General features: G+C 63.9%; 24 protein-coding genes, 1 pseudogene and 1 riboswitch. Of the genes and pseudogenes, 9 read left to right on the forward strand and 16 right to left on the reverse strand.

Going from position 1 to position 25206, the window contains the following annotated elements:
* Window positions 1-10 precede the first annotated feature (10 nt).
* Together IEY62_RS21880 and IEY62_RS06530 are read left to right on the forward strand one after the other, a co-directional pair.
* Window positions 11-826 (forward strand): annotated as a pseudogene (locus IEY62_RS21880) (glycoside hydrolase family 43 protein); the annotation flags it as partial.
* A 171-nt stretch (window positions 827-997) separates the two neighbouring features.
* Window positions 998-3127, forward strand: a complete 2130-nt coding sequence (locus IEY62_RS06530) for a hypothetical protein (RefSeq protein ID WP_407671481.1) — start codon at window positions 998-1000, stop codon at window positions 3125-3127.
* 71 nt (window positions 3128-3198) lie between these two features.
* Here IEY62_RS06530 and IEY62_RS06535 read toward each other — a convergent pair whose 3' ends face one another.
* From IEY62_RS06535 to glyA, 14 genes are all read right to left on the reverse strand, one after another.
* The gene (locus IEY62_RS06535; protein WP_189015154.1) at window positions 3199-3351 is read right to left on the reverse strand and encodes a hypothetical protein; all 153 of its coding nucleotides are present in this window, start codon (window positions 3349-3351) and stop codon (window positions 3199-3201) included.
* An 18-nt stretch (window positions 3352-3369) separates the two neighbouring features.
* The gene (locus IEY62_RS06540; RefSeq protein WP_189015156.1) at window positions 3370-4455 is read right to left on the reverse strand and encodes a YihY/virulence factor BrkB family protein; all 1086 of its coding nucleotides are present in this window, start codon (window positions 4453-4455) and stop codon (window positions 3370-3372) included.
* The gene (locus IEY62_RS06545; RefSeq protein WP_189015158.1) at window positions 4382-5059 is read right to left on the reverse strand and encodes a 2'-5' RNA ligase family protein; all 678 of its coding nucleotides are present in this window, start codon (window positions 5057-5059) and stop codon (window positions 4382-4384) included. Before IEY62_RS06545 ends, IEY62_RS06540 begins: the two co-directional genes overlap by 74 nt.
* A 4-nt stretch (window positions 5060-5063) precedes the next feature.
* Window positions 5064-6164: a tryptophan--tRNA ligase gene (gene trpS, locus IEY62_RS06550; RefSeq protein WP_189015160.1), complete on the reverse strand. Its 1101-nt coding sequence runs from the start codon at window positions 6162-6164 to the stop codon at window positions 5064-5066.
* A gap of 20 nt (window positions 6165-6184) precedes the next feature.
* Complete coding sequence (locus tag IEY62_RS06555; protein WP_189015162.1) at window positions 6185-7018, reverse strand: exodeoxyribonuclease III; 834 nt, start codon at window positions 7016-7018, stop codon at window positions 6185-6187.
* A gap of 10 nt (window positions 7019-7028) precedes the next feature.
* Window positions 7029-7595 (reverse strand): hypothetical protein, encoded by a 567-nt coding sequence (locus IEY62_RS06560; protein ID WP_189015165.1) that lies wholly within the window; start codon window positions 7593-7595, stop codon window positions 7029-7031.
* A 135-nt stretch (window positions 7596-7730) separates the two neighbouring features.
* Window positions 7731-8564, reverse strand: a complete 834-nt coding sequence (locus IEY62_RS06565) for an ABC transporter permease (protein ID WP_189015166.1) — start codon at window positions 8562-8564, stop codon at window positions 7731-7733.
* On the reverse strand, window positions 8561-9415 hold the full coding sequence (locus IEY62_RS06570) for an ABC transporter permease (RefSeq protein WP_189015167.1): 855 nt from the start codon (window positions 9413-9415) through the stop codon (window positions 8561-8563). Before IEY62_RS06570 ends, IEY62_RS06565 begins: the two co-directional genes overlap by 4 nt.
* Window positions 9408-10337, reverse strand: a complete 930-nt coding sequence (locus tag IEY62_RS06575) for an ABC transporter ATP-binding protein (RefSeq protein ID WP_189015168.1) — start codon at window positions 10335-10337, stop codon at window positions 9408-9410. Before IEY62_RS06575 ends, IEY62_RS06570 begins: the two co-directional genes overlap by 8 nt.
* A 213-nt stretch (window positions 10338-10550) precedes the next feature.
* Complete coding sequence (locus tag IEY62_RS06580; RefSeq protein ID WP_229785102.1) at window positions 10551-10868, reverse strand: SHOCT domain-containing protein; 318 nt, start codon at window positions 10866-10868, stop codon at window positions 10551-10553.
* Between the two features lie 139 nt (window positions 10869-11007).
* Window positions 11008-11673, reverse strand: a complete 666-nt coding sequence (locus tag IEY62_RS06585) for a response regulator transcription factor (RefSeq protein ID WP_189015169.1) — start codon at window positions 11671-11673, stop codon at window positions 11008-11010.
* A complete protein-coding gene (locus tag IEY62_RS06590) occupies window positions 11670-12848 on the reverse strand; it encodes a sensor histidine kinase (protein ID WP_189015170.1) in 1179 nt (392 codons plus the stop codon). The genes IEY62_RS06585 and IEY62_RS06590 overlap by 4 nt, the downstream gene beginning before the upstream one ends.
* A 170-nt stretch (window positions 12849-13018) precedes the next feature.
* Window positions 13019-13912, reverse strand: coding sequence for a bifunctional methylenetetrahydrofolate dehydrogenase/methenyltetrahydrofolate cyclohydrolase (locus IEY62_RS06595; protein ID WP_189015171.1), 894 nt, complete (start codon window positions 13910-13912; stop codon window positions 13019-13021).
* Window positions 13913-14055: 143 nt separating this feature from the next.
* Window positions 14056-15348: a serine hydroxymethyltransferase gene (glyA, locus tag IEY62_RS06600; protein WP_229785103.1), complete on the reverse strand. Its 1293-nt coding sequence runs from the start codon at window positions 15346-15348 to the stop codon at window positions 14056-14058.
* A 116-nt stretch (window positions 15349-15464) separates the two neighbouring features.
* Window positions 15465-15550: riboswitch (ZMP/ZTP riboswitch) on the reverse strand.
* A 35-nt stretch (window positions 15551-15585) separates the two neighbouring features.
* Between glyA and purU the strand changes: the two genes are divergently transcribed.
* The 3 genes from purU (at window position 15586) to IEY62_RS06615 (ending at window position 17720) form a co-directional block, all read left to right on the forward strand.
* Window positions 15586-16434, forward strand: coding sequence for a formyltetrahydrofolate deformylase (gene purU, locus IEY62_RS06605; RefSeq protein ID WP_189015172.1), 849 nt, complete (start codon window positions 15586-15588; stop codon window positions 16432-16434).
* Between the two features lie 21 nt (window positions 16435-16455).
* Window positions 16456-17130: a class I SAM-dependent methyltransferase gene (locus tag IEY62_RS06610; RefSeq protein WP_189015173.1), complete on the forward strand. Its 675-nt coding sequence runs from the start codon at window positions 16456-16458 to the stop codon at window positions 17128-17130.
* A 71-nt stretch (window positions 17131-17201) separates the two neighbouring features.
* Window positions 17202-17720: a gamma carbonic anhydrase family protein gene (locus tag IEY62_RS06615; RefSeq protein ID WP_189015175.1), complete on the forward strand. Its 519-nt coding sequence runs from the start codon at window positions 17202-17204 to the stop codon at window positions 17718-17720.
* A 79-nt stretch (window positions 17721-17799) separates the two neighbouring features.
* Here the strand turns inward: IEY62_RS06615 and IEY62_RS06620 are convergent, their stop codons facing one another.
* Window positions 17800-19497, reverse strand: coding sequence for a flavin monoamine oxidase family protein (locus IEY62_RS06620; RefSeq protein ID WP_189015177.1), 1698 nt, complete (start codon window positions 19495-19497; stop codon window positions 17800-17802).
* Window positions 19494-21008, reverse strand: coding sequence for an amino acid permease (locus IEY62_RS06625; protein WP_229785104.1), 1515 nt, complete (start codon window positions 21006-21008; stop codon window positions 19494-19496). Before IEY62_RS06625 ends, IEY62_RS06620 begins: the two co-directional genes overlap by 4 nt.
* Window positions 21009-21118: 110 nt before the next feature.
* Between IEY62_RS06625 and alr the strand changes: the two genes are divergently transcribed.
* The 4 genes from alr to IEY62_RS06645 all read left to right on the forward strand — a co-directional run bounded on the left by alr (window position 21119) and on the right by IEY62_RS06645 (window position 25145).
* Window positions 21119-22351 carry an alanine racemase gene (gene alr / locus IEY62_RS06630; RefSeq protein ID WP_189015181.1) on the forward strand — a complete coding sequence of 411 codons (1233 nt, stop codon included), beginning with the start codon at window positions 21119-21121 and terminating at the stop codon, window positions 22349-22351.
* Window positions 22341-23951 (forward strand): PucR family transcriptional regulator, encoded by a 1611-nt coding sequence (locus IEY62_RS06635; RefSeq protein ID WP_189015183.1) that lies wholly within the window; start codon window positions 22341-22343, stop codon window positions 23949-23951. Before alr ends, IEY62_RS06635 begins: the two co-directional genes overlap by 11 nt.
* 167 nt (window positions 23952-24118) lie before the next feature.
* Window positions 24119-24358, forward strand: a complete 240-nt coding sequence (locus tag IEY62_RS06640; protein ID WP_189015185.1) for a hypothetical protein — start codon at window positions 24119-24121, stop codon at window positions 24356-24358.
* A gap of 70 nt (window positions 24359-24428) precedes the next feature.
* A complete protein-coding gene (locus IEY62_RS06645; RefSeq protein ID WP_189015187.1) occupies window positions 24429-25145 on the forward strand; it encodes an ATP-binding cassette domain-containing protein in 717 nt (238 codons plus the stop codon).
* The last annotated feature ends 61 nt before the right edge of the window (window positions 25146-25206 follow it).

Raw genomic sequence — 25206 nt, forward strand, 5'->3', positions numbered from 1 at the left:
GGAGACCGCCGTGTCACAGCCCTTGGAACAGATCCAGATCCGGGATCCCTACGTCCTGACTCTGCCTGAATCGCAGGAGTATCTGCTCTTCGGCAGCACGGACCTGAACATCTGGTCCGGACCGGCTACAGGGTTCGACTGCTACAGGAGCAGCGACCTCGTGGACTGGGAGGGTCCGTTCCCGGCTTTCCGTCCCGCTCCGGAGTTCTGGAGCAAGGAGCAGTACTGGGCACCGGAAGTCCACGAGTACAAGGGCCGCTATTTCATGTTTGCCACGTTCACCGCTCCGGGCCATCGTCGAGGGACTCAAATACTCGCCTCGGCAGACCCGGAAGGCCCCTATGAGCCATGGAGCGATGGCCCCGTCACCCCCGGCGACTGGGAGTGCCTCGACGGAACGCTTCACATCGATGAGGACGGCGCCCCCTGGATGGTGTTCTGCCACGAATGGAAGCAGGTCAACGACGGCGGCATGGTCGCCCAACGCCTCAGCCCGGACCTGCGTACAGCCCAGGGAAAACCGACGGTGCTGTTCAACGCCTCCGAGGCCCCTTGGTCCCGCGCCCTGGACAGGCCATCCGCGGCAGCCGGGGAAGGACCCGTGTATGTCACCGACGGCCCGTTCCTCCACAGGCTCCCCAGCGGCGACCTGATCATGTTGTGGTCCAGCTTTGCTGACACCGGATATGCCATGGGCATCGCGCGAAGCGAATCAGGGACCATCCTTGGCCCCTGGATCCAGGAGGTGGAACCATTGTGGAGCACCGACGGCGGTCACGGCATGATCGGCCGGAAACTGGACGGCAGCCTCTTCCTGACATTGCATCAGCCCAACAAAAGCCCCCACGAGCGGGCGGCGTTCTTCCCGCTGCGGGAACTGGAACACACAGTGGTGCTGGAGCCGGCGGGTGGACCACACTCCCCCGGCTCCATCGATCGGAAAGCCCTGGTGCGGCGCCACAACGTCCACCAACAGGAATTGGATTCCCGGAGCCCGGTGTCGGTGGGCAACGGCGAATTTGCCTTCACCATGGACCTCACAGGATTCCAGACGTTGCCTGGCTCCTACCCCGTGGCTCCCCGCGATGACCTGCCAGCTGGCACCCTCCTGGGCACTCAATCCCAGTGGGGTTGGCACACCATACCGTCCACTGAACCCTACGACCTCGACGGATCCACCGTGATCTACGATTCTCCGCGCGGACCCGTACCGTACGTGGACATGGTGGGCGACATCGTCAATGACCGCGAGACCAGTACCTCTGCGGCCGAAGATTGGCTCCGTGCAAACTCCCACAGGCTCGATCTTGGGCGCATCAGCCTCCGTTGGCTCCATAACGGCGTGGAGCGCGGGATACGGCCCGGGGAACTCACGCGCACCGCCCAGACGCTGGACCTGTGGACCGGAGTGGTAACCAGCCGCTTCTTCCTCGCCGGACACCCCGTCAAGATCACGACGGCGTGCCACCCGGACCGCGACGAGCTCGGCTTCCGCGTGGAGTCGACCGCACTCGGGGCCGGGTTGGTGGTGGGCGTCGCCTTCCCCTACGGCTCGGGAGCCTGGCACGACGCGGCTGACTGGAGCAACCCGGGAGCACACCGCACCACCCTTGCCGAAGCAACGCCGTCCGAAGAACACACCGGGTGCACGGTGTGGACTGCTGACCGTGAGCTGGACGACTCCCGCTACCAGGTCCTCATTGCCGGCCGGAACCTCACTGTGGAGCAACCCGAGGAGCACCGGCTGCGCGTGCGCCCAGGAAGTCCAGCCCACCCCGGCAGCAATGGCGTCCTGGATTTCAGCATTTCCTTCCTTTCGTCCGGCGACGGTGACTGCCTGCCCCGGCACAACCACAGCTCCAGCGACCATACGCCGGACCCAGGCCGGACCGCCCACGCAAGTACCGGCGGCGTACTTTCTCCCGGCAGCAGCGTCGCAGCGGCCTCCTCAGCCCACTGGCCGGAGTTCTGGTCCACGGGCGGGGCCATCGAACTCCATGTCACGGAGGATCCGCGGGCCAAGGAGCTGGAACGCAGGGTTGTCCTGTCCCAATACCTGACAGCGATCAACTGCTCGGGTTCGCTGCCGCCGCAGGAAACGGGACTCGTCTGCAATTCCTGGCGCGGCCGCTTCCACCTGGAAATGCACTGGTGGCATGCGGCGCATTTTGCGCACTGGAACCGGGTGGAACTGCTTCTGCCATCCCTGCGCTGGTACGCGACAATCCTGGACGTGGCGCGGCAAACTGCCACAGCACAGGGTTTCGACGGCGTCCGCTGGCCCAAGCAGGTAGGTCCGGACGGGCGGGAGAGCCCCAGCCCGATCGGCACCTTCCTGATCTGGCAGCAGCCACACCCGATCTACCTGGCCGAGCTGGTCTACCGGGCCAATCCGGGCCCGGAGGTGCTGGAGGAGTTCGCCGGGATCGTGTTCGAAACAGCGGCTTTCATGGCCAGCTTTGCGCACCAAACCTCGCGCGGATTCGAGCTGGGTCCGCCCTTGATTCCGGCGCAGGAGAGCTACGGCGCAATCAGGGCCTCGGTCACCAACCCCACATTTGAACTGGCGTACTGGCAGTGGGGCCTTGAAACCGCCGCTGCTTGGCGCGAACGGCTGGGGCTGGAAGCTGTGGAGGAATGGTCTGTTGTTGCGAAGGCGATGGTTGCGCCAAAGGTGCGGGACGGCGTCTACGCAGCCATCGACGTCGCACCGTTCACCATCCGCACCGACCATCCATCCATGCTGTGCGCGCTGGGTGTCCTCCCGCAGACCGATGTGATCGATCCTGACATCATGCGTGCCACCTTGAAGGACGTCCTGGCGGATTGGGATTGGGACAGTACCTGGGGATGGGATTATCCCGTGATGGCCATGACCGCCGCTCGCCTGGGCGACCCGGAGACCGCCGTGGATGCGCTTCTGCTGGATGCGGGAAAGAACACCGTGCTGCCCAACGGCCACAACCGCCAGACCGATTCCCTGCCGCTGTACCTGCCCGGCAACGGTGGACTCCTGGCCGCTGTGGCCCTGATGGCTGCCGGCTGGGACAACGGACCAGAGCGGCATGCACCAGGATTCCCGGAGGACTGGACCGTGGCTTGGGAAGGGCTGGTGCAATCGCCCTGATCAAGCAACGCGGGGTCAGATATGGCCCATCCGGGGGTGCATTACGGGCCATAAGTGACCCCGCGTTGCTCTTAGCGGCTGCGCGGGCCTACTGCCGCACCAACGAGCGCACCCAGACCCACGCCGATCAGGATGCCAAGGAAAGGTGAGTTGAAAATCAGCTGCCCCGTTATCAAGCCCGCGGCAGCTCCCAGGAGGCAGGCAATCCAGAGCTGATTGTTCATTGGGCCTCCACTGTATGCTCAGGTGCGCGGTGCTACGCGACGCGAACCGAGGACTCTCTTACGCGGGGTCTCCCCTGACTCGGTATCGGCCTCGCGGATGGCTGACCACGACGCTGAAACGAGATAGACCTGGCTGACAAGGTTGAACCAGATCAGCAAGCCAATGATGATGGCAAACGAGGCCAGGACGGGATTGTTCCCGGACCGGGCCAGAAGTTCCGTACTGAAGAACTGCAGAACCGTTGTCCCGACGCCGGCAAGCACCACGCCTTCGAGGAACGCCCGGCGCGTCAACGCGAGGCTGCCTGCGACGCGGAACAGCACGGCCGCCGTCGCGCAGTTCAAAAGAAGGGGAACGACGATCTTGACGATCGCCGCAATGGGGGCCGCGACGGTCTCGTCGAGCTTCAGGATGTCGAAGAACCAGTCCGCGGCAGTCCCGAAAATCAGGGACGCCCCGGCGCTGACCACCAGGATCACGCCAAGGAGCAGCAGGGTTCCGGCGTCGATGAGCTTCTGGAGGATGGCGTTGCGGATCAAGGGGCCGACGCCCATGACTCCGCGCAGCCCCTCCCGGACGCTGGCAATCCAACCCAGGGAAGTGAAGATGGTGACGGCGGCGGCAATGACCGCAGTCCAGCCCAGGCCGGAGGGGTTCAGCAAAGACTGGGGATCCACCAGGCCTTCGCCACCATTGACCTGGAGCAGGCCGGGCGCCGCGGAGGCAACACTCCGGATCACCGCGTCTTCGAGAACCGGATTGCCACCCAGGACAATGCCTGCAACAGCAAAGCCCGTGGTGAGTAGACCTGTCACGGAGAAGAACATGTTGAAACCGATGCCCGCACTCAGCAAGGGGCCGTGCTGCCGCGTGTAGTGCTGGAACGAGCGCATGGCCCGATTGGTGTTCAGCCGGGCAATGAACAACGCAAAGAAGGCGCCAGCCTTCTTCAGTGCGCCATCGCCGGCACGCTTGGCATGACCCCAGTCCTGCCGCTTCCGGAGCAGCTCAAGCTTGAGTTTCGCCAGCTCAGTTGGCAGTGGAGGAGTGTCCGCCTCCGTGGCCTGAATCCGCTTGCTGTTCTTCGTCAGTATCGCCGCCAAAGTCGAGCTCTTCCCGTAGCTGCCATATTCCGTTCGTGTCGTGCTCGTAAAGTCCCATGCTAACCACAGGGAAGGTGGCCCGGTAATCTCTGAGGACCGTTTCGGCCTCATCAAGATTTTCCTGGGCGACATCGTGTGCCACGGTGACGTGTGGATGGTACGGGAAGGGCAGCATCCGCTCGAGGGGACCGGTCTGAAGTTTCTCGTGCAGCTGCACGCATTCTTCAAAGCCTTGTTCGACGTTGACGAACACTACCGGCGAGACGGGACGGAACGAACCAGTGCCGGAAATCGTAATGTCGAACGGCTCCTGCGTGCGGGCGACTTCCCTGACATGTTCCCGGGTGGCGTCCCAATCCTGCGTGGGCGTGGTGGTGATCAGGGTGATGTGGGCAGGGATGACCTCAGCCATGGGATCGCCGAAGGAGGCCCGCCATTCCTGGAGTTCGCGGGCTATCTCCGGAGGGAAGCCCAGGATCACACCAACGCACATGGCCTCACCGGCGCCGCAATCAGCTCCGGTGACAGCAGGCTGGCGAGAGTCGTCAGGACCCACACCCTTGCGGGTGTCGGTCTTGACGTTGAGCTGGCCAGCAGAGCACATGGAGTTAGCGGGCTCCTTGCTCGCCGCGGTTGGCATCCCCGCGGTACGGCAGGAAGCCAACCTTGGAGTAGACGTCGGCAAGAGTGGCTGAGGCGATTTCCCGGGCCTTGTCCGCACCGTGTGCCAGGAGCCGGTCCAGTTCTGCGGGGTCGGCCAGGAGCTCGTTGGCGCGTTCACGGATGGGGGCGAGGTGCCCGGACACCAGTTCCGCCAGGTCCACCTTCAGGTGGCCGTACATTTTGCCCTGGTAGTCAGCCACGATCTTCTCCACCGGTGTACCGCTGATGGCCGAGTAGATTGTCAGCAGGTTGGAAACGCCTGGCTTGTTCTCGCGGTCATAGCGGATCTCGGTTTCGGTGTCCGTAACGGCAGACTTGATGCGCTTGGCCACGGTCTTGGGATCGTCCAGCAGGTTGATGAGTCCCGCCGGCGATTCCGCGGACTTGGACATCTTGGCCGTGGGGTTCTGGAGATCGTAGATCTTGGCCGATTCCTTCTGGATGAAGGCCTCGGGCACCTGGAACGTCTCCCCGAACCGGCTGTTGAAACGGTTGGCGAGATCGCGGCTGAGTTCCACGTGCTGGCGCTGGTCTTCGCCCACCGGCACGCCATGCGGCTGGTACAGAAGGATATCTGCTGCCTGCAGGATGGGGTAGGTGAACAGCCCGACGCTGGCGTGGTCCGATCCCTGCTTCTGGGCTTTGTCCTTGAACTGGGTCATGCGTGCGGCTTCGCCCATGCCCGTGATGCAGTTCAGGACCCACGCCAACTGGGCATGCTCAGGGACCTGTGACTGGACGAACAAGGTGCATTTGTCCACATCCACGCCACCGGCAATGTACTGCGCGGCAGTAACCCGGGTGCGCCGCGCGAGTTCCGCGGGATCCTGGGGCACAGTGATGGCGTGCAGGTCCGGGATGAAGAAGACGGCGTCGTACTCGTCCTGCATGCGGACCCAGTTGACCAAGGCGCCGAGGTAGTTGCCCAGGTGCAGTGAATCCGCGGAGGGCTGCATGCCGGACAGGACACGGTGCTTGGCGCCAACTGCCAATTTGGTGGACGTGGCGGCCGCAGGATCGGTTTCAGTCGTGGTGGAACTTGTCATGGAGAAATACCTTAGGGAGCTCAGAGCCGGTAGTCGACTACCAGCGGTGCGTGGTCGGAGAAGCGGGTGTCCCACGAAGGCGCCCGGTCCACCACAGCGGAGAAAGCAGCTGCGGCAAGGTCCGGCGTAGCCAGGTGGTAGTCGATGCGCCAGCCAGTGTCTGTGTCAAAGGCCTTACCGCGCTGGGACCACCAGGTGTAGGGGCCGGCGACATTTCCTGCCAGGCCCCTGTGGACATCCCTCCATCCGATTTCTTCGCCGAGGAAGCGGTCAAAGTACGCGCGCTCCTCCGGGAGGAAGCCGGCACGCTTGACGTTGCCCTTCCAGTTTTTGATGTCGAGTTCGGTGTGTCCGACGTTGAGGTCGCCTACCACCAGGGCGTGGTCGCTGTGCTTGGCGAGCTCGGGAAGTCGGGTGATCATGGCGTCCAGGAAGCGGAATTTGTCGTCCTGCTTCGGAGTTCCCACTTCGCCGGAGTGCACGTAGGCGCTGACTACGGAGAGCGTAGTGGTCTCCCCTGCACTGTTCTTGACGTTGAAATCTGCTTCTACCCAACGCCCGGAAGTATCGAAGTAGGAATCGCCGATGCCGATCCGGGTGGCCGTGGGTTCCTCGCGCGATGCGATGGCAACGCCGGCACGGCCCTTGGCTTCGGCTTCAGTGTGGAGGATGTGCCAGCCTTCGCCGATCAGCTTCCGGACGATGTCGTCAGGGGCGCGGACTTCCTGCAGGCAGAGAATGTCGACCTCGCGGGGCTCCAACCATTCCGCCATGCCGTTCTTGTAGGCAGCCCGCAGGCCATTGACGTTGACTGATGCGATGCGAAGGAAGTCCTTCTTCAATGCCGTACTCACCCGCTCTACTCTAGTCGATGATGGTGCCGGCAACGGGCTCGTCCGAGCCGCCGGAAGACTTGATCATATCCCTGGCGTTAGTGGCCGTAATGGCGATGGTTTCCAGCGCACGGTTGATGGTGTCCTGGTCAGCGGCAGCGCCCTTTGAACGTTCCTCGTCAACCACGCGCACCTGGACCTGGACGATCTTGAAGGAGTGGTCCAGCTTGAGGTCACGAACCTCGTCCGCTTGGCTCCGTTCGGCCACCACCCGGGTGCCGCCGTTGTCTGCAGCGTTCGACGACGGCGCGCGGCCGGTTGCGGAGTTGAAGGCAGCCTGCGCTTCGCTCAGTTTCGCCCCGGCCCTCTGCGCAGCCCTGCGGATGCTCAACACGACGAAGGTGGCAAGGGCCAGCCAGCCGAAAGCCACCACGGCTACTACCCAGCCCACGACATCGTTCTGGTTGGCCGCGAAGATGACGGCCACCAGGAAGGCAATAATGACAACTGTCATCCCCAGGCCGCCGATGCGGAAGCCCTTGAACAGGCCTTTACCGGCAGGGGACGTGGACGGGTGCGGGTCACCGAGAGATTGCATGAGCCCATTCTCTCAAACCCGCAAAGGTGCCCGTGCCCGCTTCCACGGACGGCGAACACCGGTGGTGAATCCGGACGGCGAACACCGGTGGTGAATCCGGGCGGCGAACACCGGTAATGAACCCCGCTGGCTTCCTCACTTGAGGAACAGCTGGCGCAGCCTTCCGGTGGTCAGCATGATGCCGAGGGCGATCATCACGACGTAGTAGCCCACATGGATGGCCGTGGCCGGACCGAAGGAGCCCACGCTGATCTGCCGCAGGAGCTCTACCCCGTGCCACAGCGGCATGGCTTGGATGAACCACTGGATCGGCTGCGGGTACACGCTGAGCGGGTAGAACGTTGCGCTGAACAGGAACATGGGCAGCAGGAAGAAGTTGATCCAGTCCATTTGCTGGAACGTCTTCATGAAGCTGGTGATGCCCATGCCGAAGCTGGCGAAGCCGAACGCGATCAACACCGACGCCGGAATGACCAGGATGGCCCACCAGCTGGTGAGCAGACCCATCACGCCCATGACGGCCGTGAACCCGGTGGCATACAGTAGTCCCCGCAACAACGCCAGGAAGATCTCGCCAATGGCGACATCCAGCGGCCCCAGCGAGGTGTAGAGCATCCCTTGGTAGAGCCTGGCGAAGTTCATCTTGAAGAAGACATTCCAGGTGGAGTCGTAGATGGCACCGTTCATGGCCGAGACTGCCAGGAGTGCCGGGGCGATGTACGCCGCGTAACTGATTTCCAGGCCACCAGGACCCTGGACAGTTCCCACTATGGAGCCCATGCCCACGCCCATGGCCAGCAGGAACAGCACGGGCTCGAAGAAACCGGACACCAGGACCAGCCAGGTACTGCTCTTGGCCGCCATCAGTCCACGGCCCACAACAGCCCTGGCGTTGCGGGAGTAGAGGGAGCCGAATTTGCGTTCCCGGGCAAGGTCAGTGGCGCTGTGGCCACCTGTGAGGACACTCATGAACCCATCCTTTTCACGAACTGCCGGCGCACCAGCACCCATCCCACAACGGCGGCCGCCACCAGGAACACGACGTGGATGATGGTCAGCAGCGGGGGCTCGTCCATTCCGTACGTGAACACCCGGCCCAGCTCGGTTCCATGCCAGACCGGCGAAATCCAGCCGATCCACCGGACAGCCAGCGGCAGCGTATCCAGGGGGAAGAACGTCCCGGAGAACAGGAACAGCGGCATCACGATGAACCGCTGCACCAACGCGAACTGCCCTTTGTCCTGGGTAATGCTTGCTGCGTACGCCATCAGGGGCAGGCCAAAGCTCAGGGCCGCGACAGTAGCCACCAGAGCAGAGACCCAACCCCATGGGCTCGGCGATGCCCCAAACATGGCCACTACGGCGAAGTAGACCACCGATTGCAACAGGAACCTCAGGGAGCTGGCCATGATGTGCCCACTGGCGATCTGCTGCGGAATCAACGGCGAGGCGTGCGGACCGTAGAACACCCGGCGCCATTTGAAGCCGTCCATGATGGGGTACGAGAACTCGCCCGACGCCGTCATCACTGCCGCGGACACCAACAACGCCGGCGCTACGAACTCCAGATAGCTGACGCCGCCGAACGCCGACCCGCTGTTGGCGTCCACCAAGGTGGCCAGGCCAACTCCCATGGCGAACAGGTACGCCACCGGCTGACCCACGCTGTACAGGACCACGGACCAGCCGTAGTTGCGCATCACCCGGAGGACTTGCTCCGCGTAGTAGAAGGAGCCCCAGCGGCGCGCCCTGGCGGCCGAAACCTCAGGTGAGTGGGCCCGCAACGAGGGCTCCGGCGTCGTGATTGGCTTGTCAGTCAACGAGGCTCCTGCCGGTGAGCCGCAGGAACACGTCCTCCAGCGAGGAGCGTCGGACAAGCGAGGTCATGGGCCGCAGCCCGCGCGCGGTCACCTGCTCCAGCGCGGACTCGCCGTCGTGCGCATAGATTAGTACTCGGTCCGGCAGGGTCTCCAGCCGCTCACCGATGCCTTCGAGTTCGACGCCGATGGTTGCGTTCCGCTCGGAACCGAACCTGAGCTCCAGTACTTCGCGCGACGAGTGCTCGCGGATCAGCGAAGCCGGGGATCCCTCGGCCATGATCCTGCCCTTGTCCACCACGATCAAACGGTCACAGAGTTGCTCCGCCTCGTCCATGTAATGCGTGGTCAGGATGAGGGTCACTCCGCTTTCCTTGAGCCGGAACAGGCGGTCCCAGAGGATGTGGCGGGCCTGCGGATCCAGGCCGGTGGTGGGTTCGTCCAGAAGCAGTATGCGGGGTTCGTTGATGAGCGAGCGGGCGATGGTGAGCCGCCGTTTCATGCCACCCGAGAGAGCGTCCACCTTGGAATTGGCTTTGTCTGTCAGTTGCGCGAATTCCAGGAGCTCGTCAGCTTTCGGGCGCAGGTACCGCAACGGCAGGCCGAAATAGCGGCCATAGACGATCAGGTTCTCGCGGACCCTGAGCTCTTCGTCCAGGTTGTCCTGCTGCGGGACCACGCCCAGGTGCGCGCGGACCTCGGGGCCGTGGGTTTCGGGGTCCAGGCCCATGATGCTCAGCGAACCCGACGTGCGCTGGGAGACGCCACCGATCATTTTCATGGTGGTGGACTTGCCGGCACCGTTGGGGCCCAGCAGGCCGAAGGACTCCCCCGCCGGTACGTCGAAGGAGATGTTGTCGACGGCGGTGAGGTCACCGTAGGCCTTGGTGAGGCTCCGGGCGCTGATGACGGTGGGTCGGTTCATGTCGAAGCTGGTTTGCGACGATTCTGACTGTGTTGGCGTTGACGTTGGCTCTGACTGTGTTGGCGTTGACGTTGGCGTTGCTGACGGTGTCGTGGAGCGGATTGCTTCATTGTGCACCCTCAGCAGACTAGTAGCGCCAGGGAATATGTGAAAGATGTATTCCGCAAATTTCTGGATATAGCCTCTCCGCAAACCGGCATTGCCCAGGACCCGTCAGGACGACGGCTGCGAGCGCAGTACCTCCAGTCGCTGCCGGAACTCGGTCTCGTCGATCTCCCCACGCGCATACCGTTCGCGGAGCACGCCCTCGGCTCCTTGGGTCGCCGCCCAATAGTGATTCCTGCGCCAGGTACGACGGCCAATGAAGATGAACAGTCCGATGACCAGAATCCAGAACAGCGGGAACAACAGGAAGAACGGCCACACAACTCCGTCTCCCCAAGGACCGTGCGCGGCAACCATGGCTGGCGCCTGCGCCAACAATCCTCCCGGTGTGGTTTCGCCAACGATTGACGTCAATGCTGTGAACATGTCGGTGATCCAAACTCTCTCCGCCGATTCCGGCGGGAACCGTCTTTCGGCTCTGGTTTGAGTCTGCCCGCGGGCGGCAGGTGACGCGTCCGACGTCGGGAGTCACCTTGGTGCGGCCGCCTACTCCGCGGGGAGGGGGTCAGCTGCTCCAGCCGGGCTTCACAAGCCCGGATTCGTAGGCCAGGACCACCAGCTGGGAGCGGTCGCGGACCATCAGCTTGGTCATGATGCGGGATACGTGGGTCTTGGCGGTCAACGGAGTGATGAACAGGCGTTCGGCGATCTCGGCGTTGTTCAGCCCCTCGCCCACCAGCGCCAGGACTTCGCGTTCGCGCTCGGTTACCTGCTCCAGGGGGATCGCTTTCGTTGCAGCACGGCTCTGCGACGCCAACTGCGCCATGATGCGCCGGGTCACCGACGGCGAAAGCAGCGCGTCGCCGTCGTGGACCACCCTGACGGCACGGATGAGTTCAGTCGGCTCGGTGTCCTTGACCAGGAAGCCGGCTGCTCCGGCGCGGACGGCTTCGGAAATGTACTCGTCGAGCTCGAAGGTGGTGAGGATGATGATCCGCGTTCCGGCCAGGTTTGCGTTGCCCAGGATTCTGCGCGTGGCTGCCAGCCCGTCCTCGTCGGGCATACGGATGTCCATGAGGATGACATCGGGCTTCTCCTGGACCGCCAGGCGGACTGCGTCGCGACCGGTCCCGGCTTCACCTACCACTTCCATGTCCGGTTCGGCGTCCAGGAGTGCCCTGAAACCGGCCCGGATGAGCGTTTGGTCGTCGGCAAGGAGGATGCGGATCACGGGTGGTTTCCTTCCGGTTCAAGGGGCAGGCTTGCTTCGACCCGGAGGCCGGGTTCCAGTTCGTGCAGGGTGAGCGTCCCGCCTAAAGCGGCCGCCCTCTCCCGCATCCCCGTCAGACCGTTGCCCGGGCGGGACACACCCATGCCCGCGCCGTCGTCGTCAATGGTCACCGTCAGCGCCCCGGCGGCTTCGACCACACGCACGACGGCGGTTTGGGCGCCTGAGTGCCTGCCGACGTTGGTCAGGGCTTCCTGGATGATCCGGTAGGCAGCTTCCTGCCGGGCTTCCCCGACTAATTGATGGTTGGCCTTGTCCTGCAGGGTCACCCTCAAACCTCCCACCTCCGCGTTCTTCACCAGTTCAGGGATCCGGGCCAGCGTGGGCCGCGCGGCCGGGGCCAGCGGGACGTCCTCGCGCAACACCCCCAGCAGTTGACGGACTTCCGTGAGTGATTCCTTGCTGGCGGCCTTGATGGCTTCAAGGGCGGGCCTGAGTTTCTCCGGATCATCGGCGCCTACGTGCAACGCAACGGATGCCTGGACGTTGATCATGGAAAGGGAGTGCGCCACGACGTCGTGGATGTCCCTGGCCAGCGTGAGCCGGTACTCATCGCGCTCAGCTTTCTCGGCCGACTCGCGGCGACGCCGGTACTCGGCGAACCGTTCGCTCCGGCGCCGGATCCCCTGCCCGATCAGCACCAGGATGGCCGCCCACGCCACGCCCGCTGAAGCACGCACCGGCCAGTTTTCGTCGCCGGTCAGGGCTGCCACCGCAATGACGGCCGCAGCGGCGATCCCCGCACCAGTCCACGCCTGCCAGCGAAGGCCTGCTGCCGCCGTCATGATGACGGCGATAGCCAAGGACAAGACGATGGGCCCCCAGGCGTAACCCAACGCCAGGTAGGCTCCGGTGGCGACAAGTGCGACCGGGAGCATTACGCGCGGCTCACGTTTACGGAACGCCAGCCCGGCCGGACCGGCCAAGAGCAGCAGGATCGCAGGCAGGTCCAGGGGCCGCGGCGCATCCTGGTGGCCTGCGGAAAACAGCGTCCCCACAATCTGGATCACCGCCACTGTGATGACGATGAAGCTGGTGGGCGGACCAGCGAAACGGCGTGGCCCCGCGTACGGCAGTGGGCCCGGATGGCGCCTGGGCTCAGGGGAACGGGGCTGCATACACAGAGCCTAGCCGTGGTTGTTGTGTGGCGTCGTCGGGTTAACGGAGCAGGGCGCCTACTCCGTGGGGAGTAGGCGCCCGTTTCGGGGGTTAGCTGCCGAGGGTGCCGGGCGCACCGCATCCTCGGCAGCTCCGCCCCGTAATGGGAACCGGGCCAGCTCGCGGGGACCTAGGCGATGCCCGCTTGGCGTTCGGCGCTTTCCACGACGTTCGCGAGGAGCATGGCGCGGGTCATCGGACCTACGCCGCCCGGGTTCGGGGACAGCCAGGCGGCGACGTCGGCAGCTGCCGGGTCCACGTCTCCGGTGACGACAGCCTTGCCGTTGCCGTCGTCCACGCGGCTGACGCCGACGTCGAGCACGATTGCGCCGGGCTTGAGGTCTTCGGCCTTGATCATGTGCGGCACGCCGGCAGCGGCAATCACGACGTCGGCCTGCTTGAGTTCCGCGGGCAGGTCCACGGTTCCGGTGTGGGCCAGGATCACCGTGGCGTTGACTTCCTTGCGGGTCAGCAGGAGACCGATGGGACGACCGATGGTCACGCCGCGGCCAACAACCAGGACCCGCTTGCCTTTGAGGTCAATGTCGTGGCGGCGGAGCAGCTCCACACAGCCCTTGGGCGTGCAGGGCAGCGGCGACTTCATTTCGCCGTTCACGTTGGCCACCAGGCGGCCAAGGTTCATGGGGTGCAGGCCGTCGGCGTCCTTCTCCGGATCCATGGCCTCGAGAATCACGTCCTGGTCGATGTGCTTGGGCAGCGGGAGCTGGACGATGTAGCCGGTGCACTCAGGGTTCTCGTTGAGTTCCTGGACAACCTTCAGGAGATCTTCCTGGGAGATGTCCTCGGGGAGGTCGCGGCGGATGGACTGGATGCCAACCTCGGCGCAGTCCTTGTGCTTGCCGCCGACGTACCAGGTGCTGCCGGGGTCGGAGCCCACCAGGATGGTGCCCAGGCCGGGGACAATTCCCTTGGCGGCCAGGACGGAAACGCGAGTGGTCAGTTCTGCCTTGATGGCTGCGGCTGTGGCCTTGCCGTCAAGGATCTGTGCGGTGGACTGTGTCATTCCATCTGCTCTTTCTGGTGGGTGACCTATGGGAGGCTCATGCCAACGGGACCCGCCGCCGAAATGTGGCGGCGGATCCCGTTGGCTCCGGTTCAGTGCCGGGGTGATGCGTGTTCAGCGCTTGTTGTCGCGGGAAGCGCTGGTTACCACTGCTCGTGCTGCGGGTACAGCGGGAAGTCAGCGGCCAGTTTGTCGACGCGTGCCTGGAGGGACTCGACGTCGGCGGCGGAGCCCGCCTTCAGCGTGGTGGCGATGATCTCGGCAACCTCGGTGAACTCGGTGGCACCGAATCCGCGGGTAGCCAGGGCAGGCGTACCGATGCGGAGGCCGGAGGTGACCATCGGCGGGCGGGGGTCGAACGGAACACTGTTGCGGTTCACGGTGATGCCCACGGAGTGAAGGAGGTCTTCGGCCTGCTGGCCGTCCAGCTGCGAGTTGCGCAGGTCAACCAGGACCAGGTGAACGTCCGTGCCGCCGGTGAGGACCGAGACGCCGGCTTCGGCGACGTCGGACTGGTTGAGGCGGTCGGCGATGATCTTGGCGCCCTCAAGGACGCGCTCCTGGCGTTCCTTGAATTCTTCGCCTCCGGCGATCTTGAAGGCAACGGCCTTGGCTGCGATGACGTGCATGAGCGGACCGCCCTGCTGGCCCGGGAAGACGCTGGAGTTGAGCTTCTTGGCCCACTCCTGCTTGCCCAGGATCACGCCGGACCGCGGACCTGCCAGGGTCTTGTGGACCGTGGAGGTGACGACGTCGGAGTGCGGCACCGGGCTCGGGTGCAGTCCTGCTGCAACAAGGCCTGCGAAGTGCGCCATGTCCGTCCACAGGAGTGCGCCAACTTCATCGGCGATGGAACGGAAAGCTGCGAAGTCGAGGTGGCGCGGGTACGCGGACCAGCCGGCGATGATGACCTGCGGCTTCTCGGCAATGGCCTGCTCGCGGAGCTTGTCCATGTCGATGCGGAAGTTGTCTTCTTCGACCTGGTAGGCAGCAACCTCGTAGAGCTTGCCGGAGAAGTTGAGCTTCATGCCGTGGGTCAGGTGTCCACCGTGGGCCAGTGACAGGCCGAGGATCTTGTCACCGGGAGTGATCATGGCCGACAACGCTGCAGCGTTTGCCTGGGCACCGGAGTGGGGCTGGACGTTGGCGTATTCGGCGCCGAAGAGTTCCTTGACGCGGTCGATGGCGAGCTGCTCAGCGACGTCGACGTATTCACAGCCGCCGTAGTAGCGGCGGCCCGGGTAACCCTCGGCGTACTTGTTGGTCAGGACAGAGCCTTGGGCTTCCATCACTGCACGGGGGGCGAAGTTTTCGGAAGCAATCATTTCCAGGGTGCCGCGCTGGCGGCCAAGCTCCTGGTCGAGGACTGCTGCAATCTCGGGATCGAGTTCGGCGAGCGTCTGGTTGCTGACAGACGCTGAAGTGGTGGTAGTCACGGAGATCTCCTGGCTAGGGAACGGGTGGTGCTACAGGTCAGGCTACCGGCAGCAGCATTCCCGCGTCCCCTTGATGACAGGAGGCTTCGGTCACGTGCGTGCAACGGTAAGACATGACCCTCGGCCCAGGCGTACGATCCGTGGTCTTCGTGATTGCCGCTCCCTGGTGGTAGTCCACCCAACGCCAGTTGCGACCCGTTAACAGTACAACAAGGCAGCACGGGTAGGCTTGATCGTGTGACTGACTCCGCTTTTGTTGTGACCCTCTCCTGCCCCGACCGTCCCGGCATCGTCCACGCCGTTGCCGGCGCACTCCTTGGTGCGGGGTGCAATATCGCCGATTCGCAACAATACGGAAGCCCCACCACCGGCAACTTCTTCATGCGCGTGGAGGCAACGACGTCGAGCACCCAGGCGGAACTGACCGCTGCCTTGCAGCCTGTGGCCGAAACCTTCGGCATGACGTGGCAGATTAACCCTGTTGGCCGGAAGGTGCGCACCATCATCCTGTGTTCCAAGGATGCTCACTGCCTCAACGACCTGCTCTTCCAGCAGCGCACGGGAACCCTGCCCATCGAGGTTCCGGCCATCGTCTCCAACCACCGCGACCTTGAGGAACTGGCCGATTTCTACGGCATCCCGTTCCACCACATCCCGGTAACAGCGGAAACCAAGCCGCAGGCTGAGGCCCAGCTGCTGAAACTCATCGCCGAACACGACGTCGAACTGACCGTCCTGGCCCGGTACATGCAGGTCCTCTCCAACGATCTCTGCACGGAGTTGAATGGCAAGGCCATCAACATCCACCACTCGTTCCTCCCCTCCTTCAAGGGCGCCAAGCCGTACCACCAGGCGCACGCCCGCGGCGTGAAGATCATCGGCGCCACGGCACATTATGTGACCGCGGACCTGGACGAGGGGCCCATCATCGAACAGGAAGTCATCCGCGTGGACCATGCCCGCACGGCTGCCCAGTTCGTCCAGATGGGCCGCGACGTGGAGGGCCGCACGTTGGTCCAGGCAGTGCAGTGGCACGCCGAACACCGCGTGCTGCTGGACGGCACCCGGACCGTGGTGTTCAACTAACACCACTCCTAAGCTGGGAAGATGCAGGGCCTTCCCGATCCCGAGCCCGACATCGCCGTCTATTACGACCGCCATGCCGCCGCACGAAACACCCGATCACTGACTCCCCGCCGGGTTGAGTGCCGCCAGTGGTTCATCCGGCTGCTCAAGTCCGAACATCGACGTTCCTTGCTGGAGCTCGGCTGTGGCACCGGTGTTGAAGGCGTTGAGTTCGTCCGCGCAGGGATGCACTACGCCGGCGTTGACCTGTCATCGGAAAGCATCCACCTGGCCCGCTCCATGGGACTCGACGTCTCGGTGGCGAGCGGGCGGGACCTGCCGTTCGCGGATTCTGCTTTCCAAGCGGCGTGGACCATGAGCACCCTCCTGCACGTCCCCAACAGCCGGATTCACGACGTCGTCCGCGAACTCGTGCGGGTCACCGCGCCCGGTGCGCCGATCGCCGTCGGACTCTGGTCCGGTGACGATTGCGAGGTCCTGAACCCGGAGGACCTTGAAGAGCCCCGGCGTTTCTTCAGTCGCCGCTCTGATGACACCGTGCGTCGGCTTTTTGGGGAACACGGCACGGTTGAGCACTTCCATACCTGGCCTGAGGGGGTCGGCGTGGAGTCCGGCCCCGGCGCGGGAAACTGGGAGCAGCATTACCAATTCCTGGTCCTCCGCACGCCCGCGCCCAATGACCTGCACCCAAACTGAGTAGCAGATCAGGTCGTTCCCAGTGCTGGGAACGGCCTGATCTGCGACCTGCATGGGAATAGGCTGGGGCCATGGCTCCCTCTTACACTTTCGCCGGGGACACACCGGCCATCCATGAAACCGCCTTCGTGGCACCCACCGCATCCATCATTGGCAAGGCCACCTTGGCCGCGGACTCCAGCGCCTTCTACGGTGTCTCCGTTCGAGCCGACACAGCCGCGATCAGCGTGGGCGCAGGGTCCAACCTGCAGGACAACGTGGTGCTCCACGCCGACCCCGGCTTCCCGTGCACCGTCGGCGAGCGCGTTTCCGTCGGGCACAGCGCAGTGGTCCACGGTTGCACTGTGGAGGACGACTGCCTCATCGGCATGAGCGCCACCATCCTCAACGGCGCGGTGATCGGATCGGGCTCCCTCATTGCTGCCGGTGCCGTTGTTCTGGAAGGTACGGTGATTCCCCCACGCTCACTGGTGGCAGGAGTACCTGCGAAGGTCCGGCGCGAGCTGACCGACGAAGAGTTCGAGGGCGTCAAGCACAACGCCGCCCACTATAAGGAACTCGCCGCGGCGCACCGGGAAATGCACGCTTAAGGACGAATGCGAGGCCCGCTCTGCGTCCTAACCTGATGGTTTGGGGCGCAGAGCGGGCCTCGCAACGTATAAGGGGAGATCAGTCCAGGGAAATCGGGCCGAGCTCGTCGAGGAGATCGCCAGGGCCCGGGTTTCCGGCGGCGGACGAGCCACCCAGGTGGTTCACCACGCCCCAGACTGCGTTCAGGCCCGTGGTCACGGCGCCCTCGGCCCAGCCGGCGGTGAAGGACACGTCGTCGCCGGCGAGGAAGATCCCGCGCTGGCTTTCCGGCAGCTTGTCCTGCTTGAAGTGCGTGAACAGCCGCTGCTGGTACCGGTAGTGTCCCGGCAGGTTGGCTTTGAAGGCCCCCATGAAGTTGGGGTCCGCTTCCCAGGACACGGTGATCGGCTGCCCCACGATGTGGCTCGCGATGTCGACGCCCGGGTAGATCTGCTCCAGTGAGTGGAGCATCAGCTTGACGCGCTCCTCCGCGGTGAGTGCGAGCCACTTCAGTGCGTCGTCGTTCCAGGTGTAGGACAGGAGGATGACGGCGGGCTTGTCCGGGCCGTCGTCGAGCAGGTATGTTGCCCGGTTGAGGCGGTCGGTGAGGGTCATGGACAGAACTTCGCGCCCGGTCTCCGGGTCGATGTCCTTCCAGAACGGCCGGTCCACCATCACGAAGGTCTTGGACGACTGCATGTAGTGGGAGCGTTCGATCGCCGTCCACATTTCAGCGGGGAACAGAGCTTCTTCGGTGTGGATGCGGGTGGAGAGCAGCCATGACTGGCACGTCGTCACCACAGCTTGGTAGCTGGCTTCGCGCCCCCAGTTTTCCCGCACCACGAGGTCGCCGTTCTCTGCGCGGCGGATGTTGTCCACTGCCCCGCGCGGCGAACCTGAGTGCAGGGAGGCCAGGGACGTTCCTTCCGGCCAGTGCTTAAGGCCCGACGGCGCGTGGTTCCACAGTGCCTCCGGGAGCCTTTGCGCTCCTCCCGCAATGGAACGGTGCTGGTCGTCGGCGTCGGTGTACACGACGCGGAGGATTTCGAGGATGGAGTTGGGGAAGTCGGTGTCCCAACCGCCCGTGCCGAAACCAACCTGGCCGAAAGCCTCACGGTGGGCGAAGCCTGCTTCCTTGAAGGACTTGCTGGCGGCGATGAAGCCGTAGAAGGTCTGCTCATCAAGCTCGGGAAGAAGCGCGTTCCACAGTTCCTTGATCCGCTTGGTGTCGCGTGCCTTGATGGCTTCCTGCATCTGAGCGAAGGCGGCGCCGTCGTTGATCGCGGCCTTCCAGGCGTCAGCGACTTCGCGGAAGAATTCGGGCAGCTCATCCGCTGTGGTGGCGTAGTGCTTCTTGCCCGCGAGTTCGATCACGGTGCTGGAGGTTGCCGGCGCCATGGGGTTGGGGAAGTCGTTGGTGTCCAGCCCCAGAAGGTCCACGTAGTGGTAGAAGGCTTTGCCGGAAACAGGGAAGCGCATGCCACCGAGGTCGGCCACCACTCCGGGCGCGGAGGGGAAGCTGGCGGTCCGGAGCCGGCCGCCGATCTGGTCGGCCTCGTAAATGACGGGCTTGAGGCCAAGCTTCATGAGTTCGTAGGCGGTCACGAGTCCGGAGAGCCCTGCACCGATGACGGCGACTTCGGTGCCGTACATATCCTCCGGCACGGCGCCAAGCCCGTCCGGGTGTGCCAGGTAGTGGTCGTAGCTGAAAGGGAAGTCCGGGTTCAGCATGGTGATGGGGGCTCCGGCGGCGTCCGCGCTTTCGTCGACGAGAGGAAGTTCGGTGGCGATGGTCATTGGTTTGCTGCTTTCACAGGTTCCGGGCTCTTGGCCCTGGTGGTCATTTCACGGTAGTCCTGCTCGCTGAGTGCGGCTACCTTGGAGTTCCGGCGTCCGTAGCCGAAGTAGACGGCGATGCCCACCAGCATCCACACACCGAAGGTGATCCAGGTATCGGCCCCCAGGTTGAGCATCAGGTAGGCACACATCAGGGCGCCCAGGATCGGCGTGACCGGGTACAGCGGAACGCGGAAGCTGCGCTCAAGGTCCGGGCGGTTGCGGCGCAGGTAGATCACGGCAACGTTGACCAGGGCAAAGGCAAACAGCGTGCCGATGCTGGTGGCGTCCGCGAGGGCGCCCAGCGGGACAAGTCCCGCAGTGAGGGCGACGGCGGTGCCGATGATGAGCGTTCCTGCCACCGGAGTGCCGGTTCGGGGTGAGACGCGGCCGAAGATTTTGGGCACCATGCCATCGCGGGACATGGACAGCATGATGCGGGTCTGGCCGTAGAGGACTGTCAGGACGATGCTGGCAATGGCGAGTACGGCGCCAATGGAGAAAACGAGGGCGATCCAGGGCTGTCCGGTGATCTCGTGGAGGATCTGGACCAACGCCGCTTCTGTACCGTCGAACCATCCCCAGGGGCGGGCACCGATGGCCGCCACTGATACCAGGACGTAGATGCTGGTGACGATCACCATGGACAGCATGATGGCCCTGGGGAGGTCGCGCTTGGGGTTCCTGGCCTCTTCGCCTGCCGTGGAGGCGGCGTCAAAGCCGATGTAGGAGAAGAAGACGCTGGAAGCGGCGGCTGAAACTCCCGCGGCGCCCATGGGCAACAGGGGTTCGAAGTTGCCGGCATTGAAAGCGGTGAAGGCCACTGCGCAGAAGAAGATCAGGATGCCCACCTTGATGACGACGATCGCGGTGTTGATCCACGCACTCTCGCGGGCGCCCCGGACCAACAGGATCATGGCGAAGACCACGATCACCACGGCGGGTACGTTGACCAGCCCGCCATCCCCGGGAGGCTGGGACAACGCGTCCGGAAGGACTTGCCCAAAGGCGGCCAGGGTCTCGTTGACGTACTGTCCGGCGCCGACGGCAACCGCAGCCACGGAGACGGCATACTCCAGCACCAGGCACCAGCCACAGATCCATGCCATGCCCTCGCCCATGGTGGCGTAGGAGTACGAGTAGCTTGACCCTGCGACCGGCACGAGGCCTGCCATCTCGGCGTACGAAACAGCGGAGAGAAGCGCGGCAAGGCCAGCGATGACAAAGGAGATCCAAATGGCCGGTCCTGCCAACGGCACGGATTCGCCGAGAATGACCAGGATGCCGGTGCCGAGCGTGGCACCAACGCTGATCATGGTCAGCTGCAGCACGCCGAAGCTGCGGACCAGCGGAGTGCCGCCTTCGCCGCTGCCGGACTCGCTGACCATCTGCCCAATGGGCTTTCGGCGCAGCAGCTGGGCTCCGAGGCTCGGCCTCGCAGCGCCCACCGCCGCTGGATTTTCGGTGTTCACAGGCACAGTCACCCTTGACGTCCCTTCCAAGTAGTTTCGATTTCCCCTCCACAAGACTGGCATGTGAGCCACCTCTCACCACGGTGCAAAATGACCTATAGTGTTCAACCATGAGACGTAATGCACACTATCAAGCGGCCGCCCCCGAGGCCCTCTCCGGGCAGGTCACCGTTGATCTGTCCGCCATTTCAGACAACGTCAAGGCCTTGAAGAAGCGCACCGACGCGCCGTTCTTCATGGCCGTGGTGAAAGGCAACGCTTACGGGCATGGCCTGGTGGAAGTTGCCCTTACAGCGGCGGAATCCGGGGCCGATTGGCTGGGAACCGCCCAGCTCACCGAAGCCATCGCCCTCCGCAAAGCCGGCATCACCTTGCCCATCCTTTCCTGGCTCTATCTGGCATCCCAGACAAGCGCCACCATCCTTGAGGCGTTGGAAAACGACATCGATGTGTCCCTCGGGAGCGTCGGTCAACTGGAGGTGCTGGCAGGCATCGCGGCACGCCTTGGCCGTCCCGCCGTCGTGCATCTGGAACTGGACAGCGGCCTGAGCCGCGGCGGGGCGCGAAAGGAAGACTGGGCCGAACTCGTGGCCCGGGCGCGGCAAGCCGAACTGGACGGGACACTGCGCGTTCGAGGCCTGTGGACGCATCTGGCCTGGGCCGACGTCCCCGCGCACCCCGGCAATGCCGCCGCCGTGGCCGAGTTCGAGGACGCCGTCCGTGAAGCCCGTGAGGCCGGACTGACCCCCGAACTGAGGCACGTATCCAGCTCCGCCAACATCCTGGACCGCCCCGAATTCCACTTCGACATGGTCCGGGCAGGGCTGGCAATCTACGGCCTCGCCCCGGCCGACCACCTCAACCCGGCGGACTTCGGCCTGCGCCCGGCGCTGAGTGTGACCGCGCCGCTGGTCATGGTGAAGAAGGTACCTGCCGGCACCGGGGTCAGCTACGAACACCAGGCCATCACCTACGAACCCCGATACCTGGGACTCATCCCGCTCGGCTACGCGGACGGCATCCCCAAGGGCATCAGCGGCCGCTCAGTAGTGAACATTGCCGGCCGCAGGGTCCCCGTGATCGGCAAAGTCTGCATGGACCAGTTCATGGTGGACCTCGGGCCGGATGCGTCCGGAATCGCCGTGGGAGATACTGCCGTGCTTTTCGGTGACCCCTCCACAGGGGCCGCTAGCGCCGACGACTGGGGTGCCGCCATAGGCAGCCACGGTGACGAAATCATCAACAGGATCGCCCCGCGCCTACCGCGCGCCTACTCCACTACCGCCTACCAGTGCCCCGACTACCAGGAGCCGGCAGCCGCCGGGCAAGGCAATGTCGCCTGAGCCCGCTACCGCCCGCCTGAGCTTCGTCACGCTTGACCAGTTCCTCAAGCAGCTGCCGCCCGAGTTGAAAATACTTCACGACGGCGGCAGCGGCGGCTCGCTGCTGCGGTGGGTGGAACCCAGTGAGCTCGAAGACCCCACGCCCTACCTGCCCGAAGGCGAATTCCTGCTCACCGCCGGGCTGCCCTTCCTCGGGGAGGGCGGCACGGCGGCGAAGGTGGACGCCTACGTCCGGCGGCTCGTGGACGCCAAGGTTGCCGCACTGGGGTTCGGCATCAGGCCCTATTTCGACGCCGTACCTGAGGCCCTGGTAGAAGCCTGCCGCACCCATGACCTGACGCTGTTCGAAGTACCGGAGTCTGTGCCGTTCGCGGCGATCGGTCTTGAATTCTCGCAGCTCCTGGAGACGGACAACGCCCGTGTTTTCCGGCAGCTGGCCGAGACCAACCGGCAGCTCATGCGCGCGGTCCTCTCCCCCAGGCCGGAACACGAACTGTTGGCCGCCCTCGTCCAGCGCGTACCCGTGTGGGCCCTGCTGGTGGGGGCCGACGGGCGGGTCCGGGCCCGCGGGCACAATGCCGGCGGCAGCTCCGGCGTCGAGCATTCATTGCTGGCACCGATGCTGGAGAGGCTGCTGTCCGGCAGCGGACCGCGCGTGGAGATGGACGGCTTTGAGCAACCGGGATCGGCGCTGGTGTTCGGGCACCCTCTGCGGAGTACCAAAGACGCGAACCTTGGCGCACTGATCCTCGGTTCGGACGCGCCGCTGACGCCAGCGCAGAACAACGTGGTGCAGTCGGCGGTGGGGTTGCTGGAACTGTTGGTGCGGCAACGGACCAGCGGGTCCCTGGCACCGAGCCAGCTCGCAACGGCGGTTCTGCTGCACCCGGAGTCGCTGGTATCCGGCGGGACCAAGCACGTCAACGGCCTCAAGGACCTGCTGGCACAGAGCTTGTCGTCCACCAGGTCGGCGCAGATGCGGGTCATCCAGGGAGTACGGGTGGATGGGGCGGCCGACGACGGTCCGGTGCGCGAGGTGCTCCAATGGCGGCGTCTGTTCGACACCAAGCTGGTGGAGATCACCGAGTACGGTTTCGCGGCGATCACCCGTTTGCGGGTCGATGATTCACTGCTGGCCGATATCGAAAAACTGGGCTGGCGCCTGGTGATTGGCGAACCGACAGAACTTCACGGGCTCTCCGCGGCCTATCAGCGGGCAAGCTCCCTGCGGTCCCGGGTCCTCTCCAGTGGCATGAGCGCACGCGTGGACGAGGTGACGTGGACGGTCACCGGCCTCCTTGGGCGGGAAGCGGGGACCATGCTGGCCGAGCGGCTTCTGGCGCCCGTGCTGGCGTTGGAACCGGACCGCCGGGATCCGCTGCTGTCGGTGCTCAGGGGATGGCTCAGCGAAAACGGCAGTTGGGACGGTTCCGCCAAACTACTCGGCCTGCACCGGAACAGTGTGCGCCGGCAGATAGGCGTGCTGGGCGAACTCCTGGACATGGACCTCAACCAGGCACAGGTCCGGGCTGAGCTGTGGTTCGCGCTGCAGTACGTGGACGAGCTGGTGGACTCAACGGAGCTGGCGGGCACCACCTAGATGCCACCGAATTCTTCTGTGCAAGCGGTTTTTACCACTCATTTTTGTCGTTTTTCGGCACCTAGTTTGGCCTGAAAGCGACTAGGTGGCTGCTTATGGTGCTTAGCCTCCTCGTGGGCGTCGAAAATCATCGGCGCCGAAATGATCATGATTTCCGAGGGGGAAATATGTTCGCTACAACAGCAGTACAGGCCACTGGCACCGTGGCCGCCATCAGGAGCAAGATCGACGACATGGTCATCCGTTACGACGGTTGGTTCCTCGTCCTGCTCGCTGTGCTCATGGTTCTCGCATTCGCAATTCTGGGTGCCATGGCGATCTGGTGCCTGACTTCCGGACGCGGACGGTTTGTCGGCAACTGGAGCTGGAACCAGTGGGGCGTTTCCGTGTGGGTGGAATGCGTCTAGTCCTCAGATAACCGCTGTGGTGGCATTTCCGCGGGATGCCACCACAGCCAGAGCACGGAGCCGAAACCCAATGCCTCTAACTGTCGACCACGTCGATTACGCGTACACCCTTCAGAAGCAAGTGCTGCATGACGTCTCGCTCAGCATTTCCGAGAACACAATCCTTGGCCTTATCGGTCCCAACGGATCAGGCAAATCAACACTCATAAAAGTTATCCTCGACCTTCTGCAGACGCAGGGCGGCAGCATCCGTATCGACGGACAACTGAACTCCACCCGAAGTGCCAAAGTGTCCTCAATCTACCTATCCAGCAACGATTACCTGCCAGAGTTCCTTACCGGCGAGGAATACCTCCGGTTCATGCATGGTCTCTACGCCGAGCCGCTGGACCTGGAGGTCCTTGAAAATCACTTTGCCCGGTATTCGATGAGTGGTCGTCACCGTGACCTCATAGAAGATTACTCCCACGGTATGCGGAAGAAGCTGCAGCTCATTGCGGCATTCATGCTGAAACGTCGCCTCACTGTCATTGATGAGACGCTCAACGGCGTGGACATCGAATCAGTGGGAATCTTTGAAAAGGATGTTCGGGATCTCGCCAACGATGGGCGTTCAGTACTGTTGTGCAGCCATGACTTCGGCGTTCTGGAGAACGTAGCCGACGACGTTGCTGTCCTCATCCAGGGTGCCTTGGTATTCCAAGGGGATCTGGATTCAGTCAACAGAGACTACGGCAATCTGTCGGCTCTTGCATCTGAATACATCCAGTCGATGGGAGCCGAGTAGATGCGGCTCGAGAGTATTGTCCTGTTGTTTCGGCTGTTTTGGACATTTATTCTCCGACGGG

It is taken from the genome of Paenarthrobacter histidinolovorans (assembly GCF_014647595.1).
Taxonomy (GTDB): domain Bacteria; phylum Actinomycetota; class Actinomycetes; order Actinomycetales; family Micrococcaceae; genus Arthrobacter; species Arthrobacter histidinolovorans.

Bases quoted from the DNA above. Each gene is read 5' to 3' on its own strand.
- IEY62_RS06545 (WP_189015158.1), bottom strand. From the start codon at position 5,059: ATGTGCTCTGCTGGCCAGCTCAACGTCAAGACCGACACCCGCAAGGGT.
- IEY62_RS06575 (WP_189015168.1), bottom strand. From the start codon at position 10,337: ATGAACCGACCCACCGTCATCAGCGCCCGGAGCCTCACCAAGGCCTAC.
- IEY62_RS06615 (WP_189015175.1), top strand. From the start codon at position 17,202: ATGGCTCCCTCTTACACTTTCGCCGGGGACACACCGGCCATCCATGAA.
- IEY62_RS06560 (WP_189015165.1), bottom strand. From the start codon at position 7,595: ATGCAATCTCTCGGTGACCCGCACCCGTCCACGTCCCCTGCCGGTAAA.
- IEY62_RS06645 (WP_189015187.1), top strand. From the start codon at position 24,429: ATGCCTCTAACTGTCGACCACGTCGATTACGCGTACACCCTTCAGAAG.
- IEY62_RS06565 (WP_189015166.1), bottom strand. From the start codon at position 8,564: ATGAGTGTCCTCACAGGTGGCCACAGCGCCACTGACCTTGCCCGGGAA.
- IEY62_RS06595 (WP_189015171.1), bottom strand. From the start codon at position 13,912: ATGACACAGTCCACCGCACAGATCCTTGACGGCAAGGCCACAGCCGCA.
- IEY62_RS06635 (WP_189015183.1), top strand. From the start codon at position 22,341: ATGTCGCCTGAGCCCGCTACCGCCCGCCTGAGCTTCGTCACGCTTGAC.
- IEY62_RS06640 (WP_189015185.1), top strand. From the start codon at position 24,119: ATGTTCGCTACAACAGCAGTACAGGCCACTGGCACCGTGGCCGCCATC.
- IEY62_RS06620 (WP_189015177.1), bottom strand. From the start codon at position 19,497: ATGACCATCGCCACCGAACTTCCTCTCGTCGACGAAAGCGCGGACGCC.
- trpS (WP_189015160.1), bottom strand. From the start codon at position 6,164: ATGACAAGTTCCACCACGACTGAAACCGATCCTGCGGCCGCCACGTCC.
- IEY62_RS06610 (WP_189015173.1), top strand. From the start codon at position 16,456: ATGCAGGGCCTTCCCGATCCCGAGCCCGACATCGCCGTCTATTACGAC.
- alr (WP_189015181.1), top strand. From the start codon at position 21,119: ATGAGACGTAATGCACACTATCAAGCGGCCGCCCCCGAGGCCCTCTCC.
- IEY62_RS06590 (WP_189015170.1), bottom strand. From the start codon at position 12,848: ATGCAGCCCCGTTCCCCTGAGCCCAGGCGCCATCCGGGCCCACTGCCG.
- IEY62_RS06580 (WP_229785102.1), bottom strand. From the start codon at position 10,868: ATGTTCACAGCATTGACGTCAATCGTTGGCGAAACCACACCGGGAGGA.
- IEY62_RS06535 (WP_189015154.1), bottom strand. From the start codon at position 3,351: ATGAACAATCAGCTCTGGATTGCCTGCCTCCTGGGAGCTGCCGCGGGC.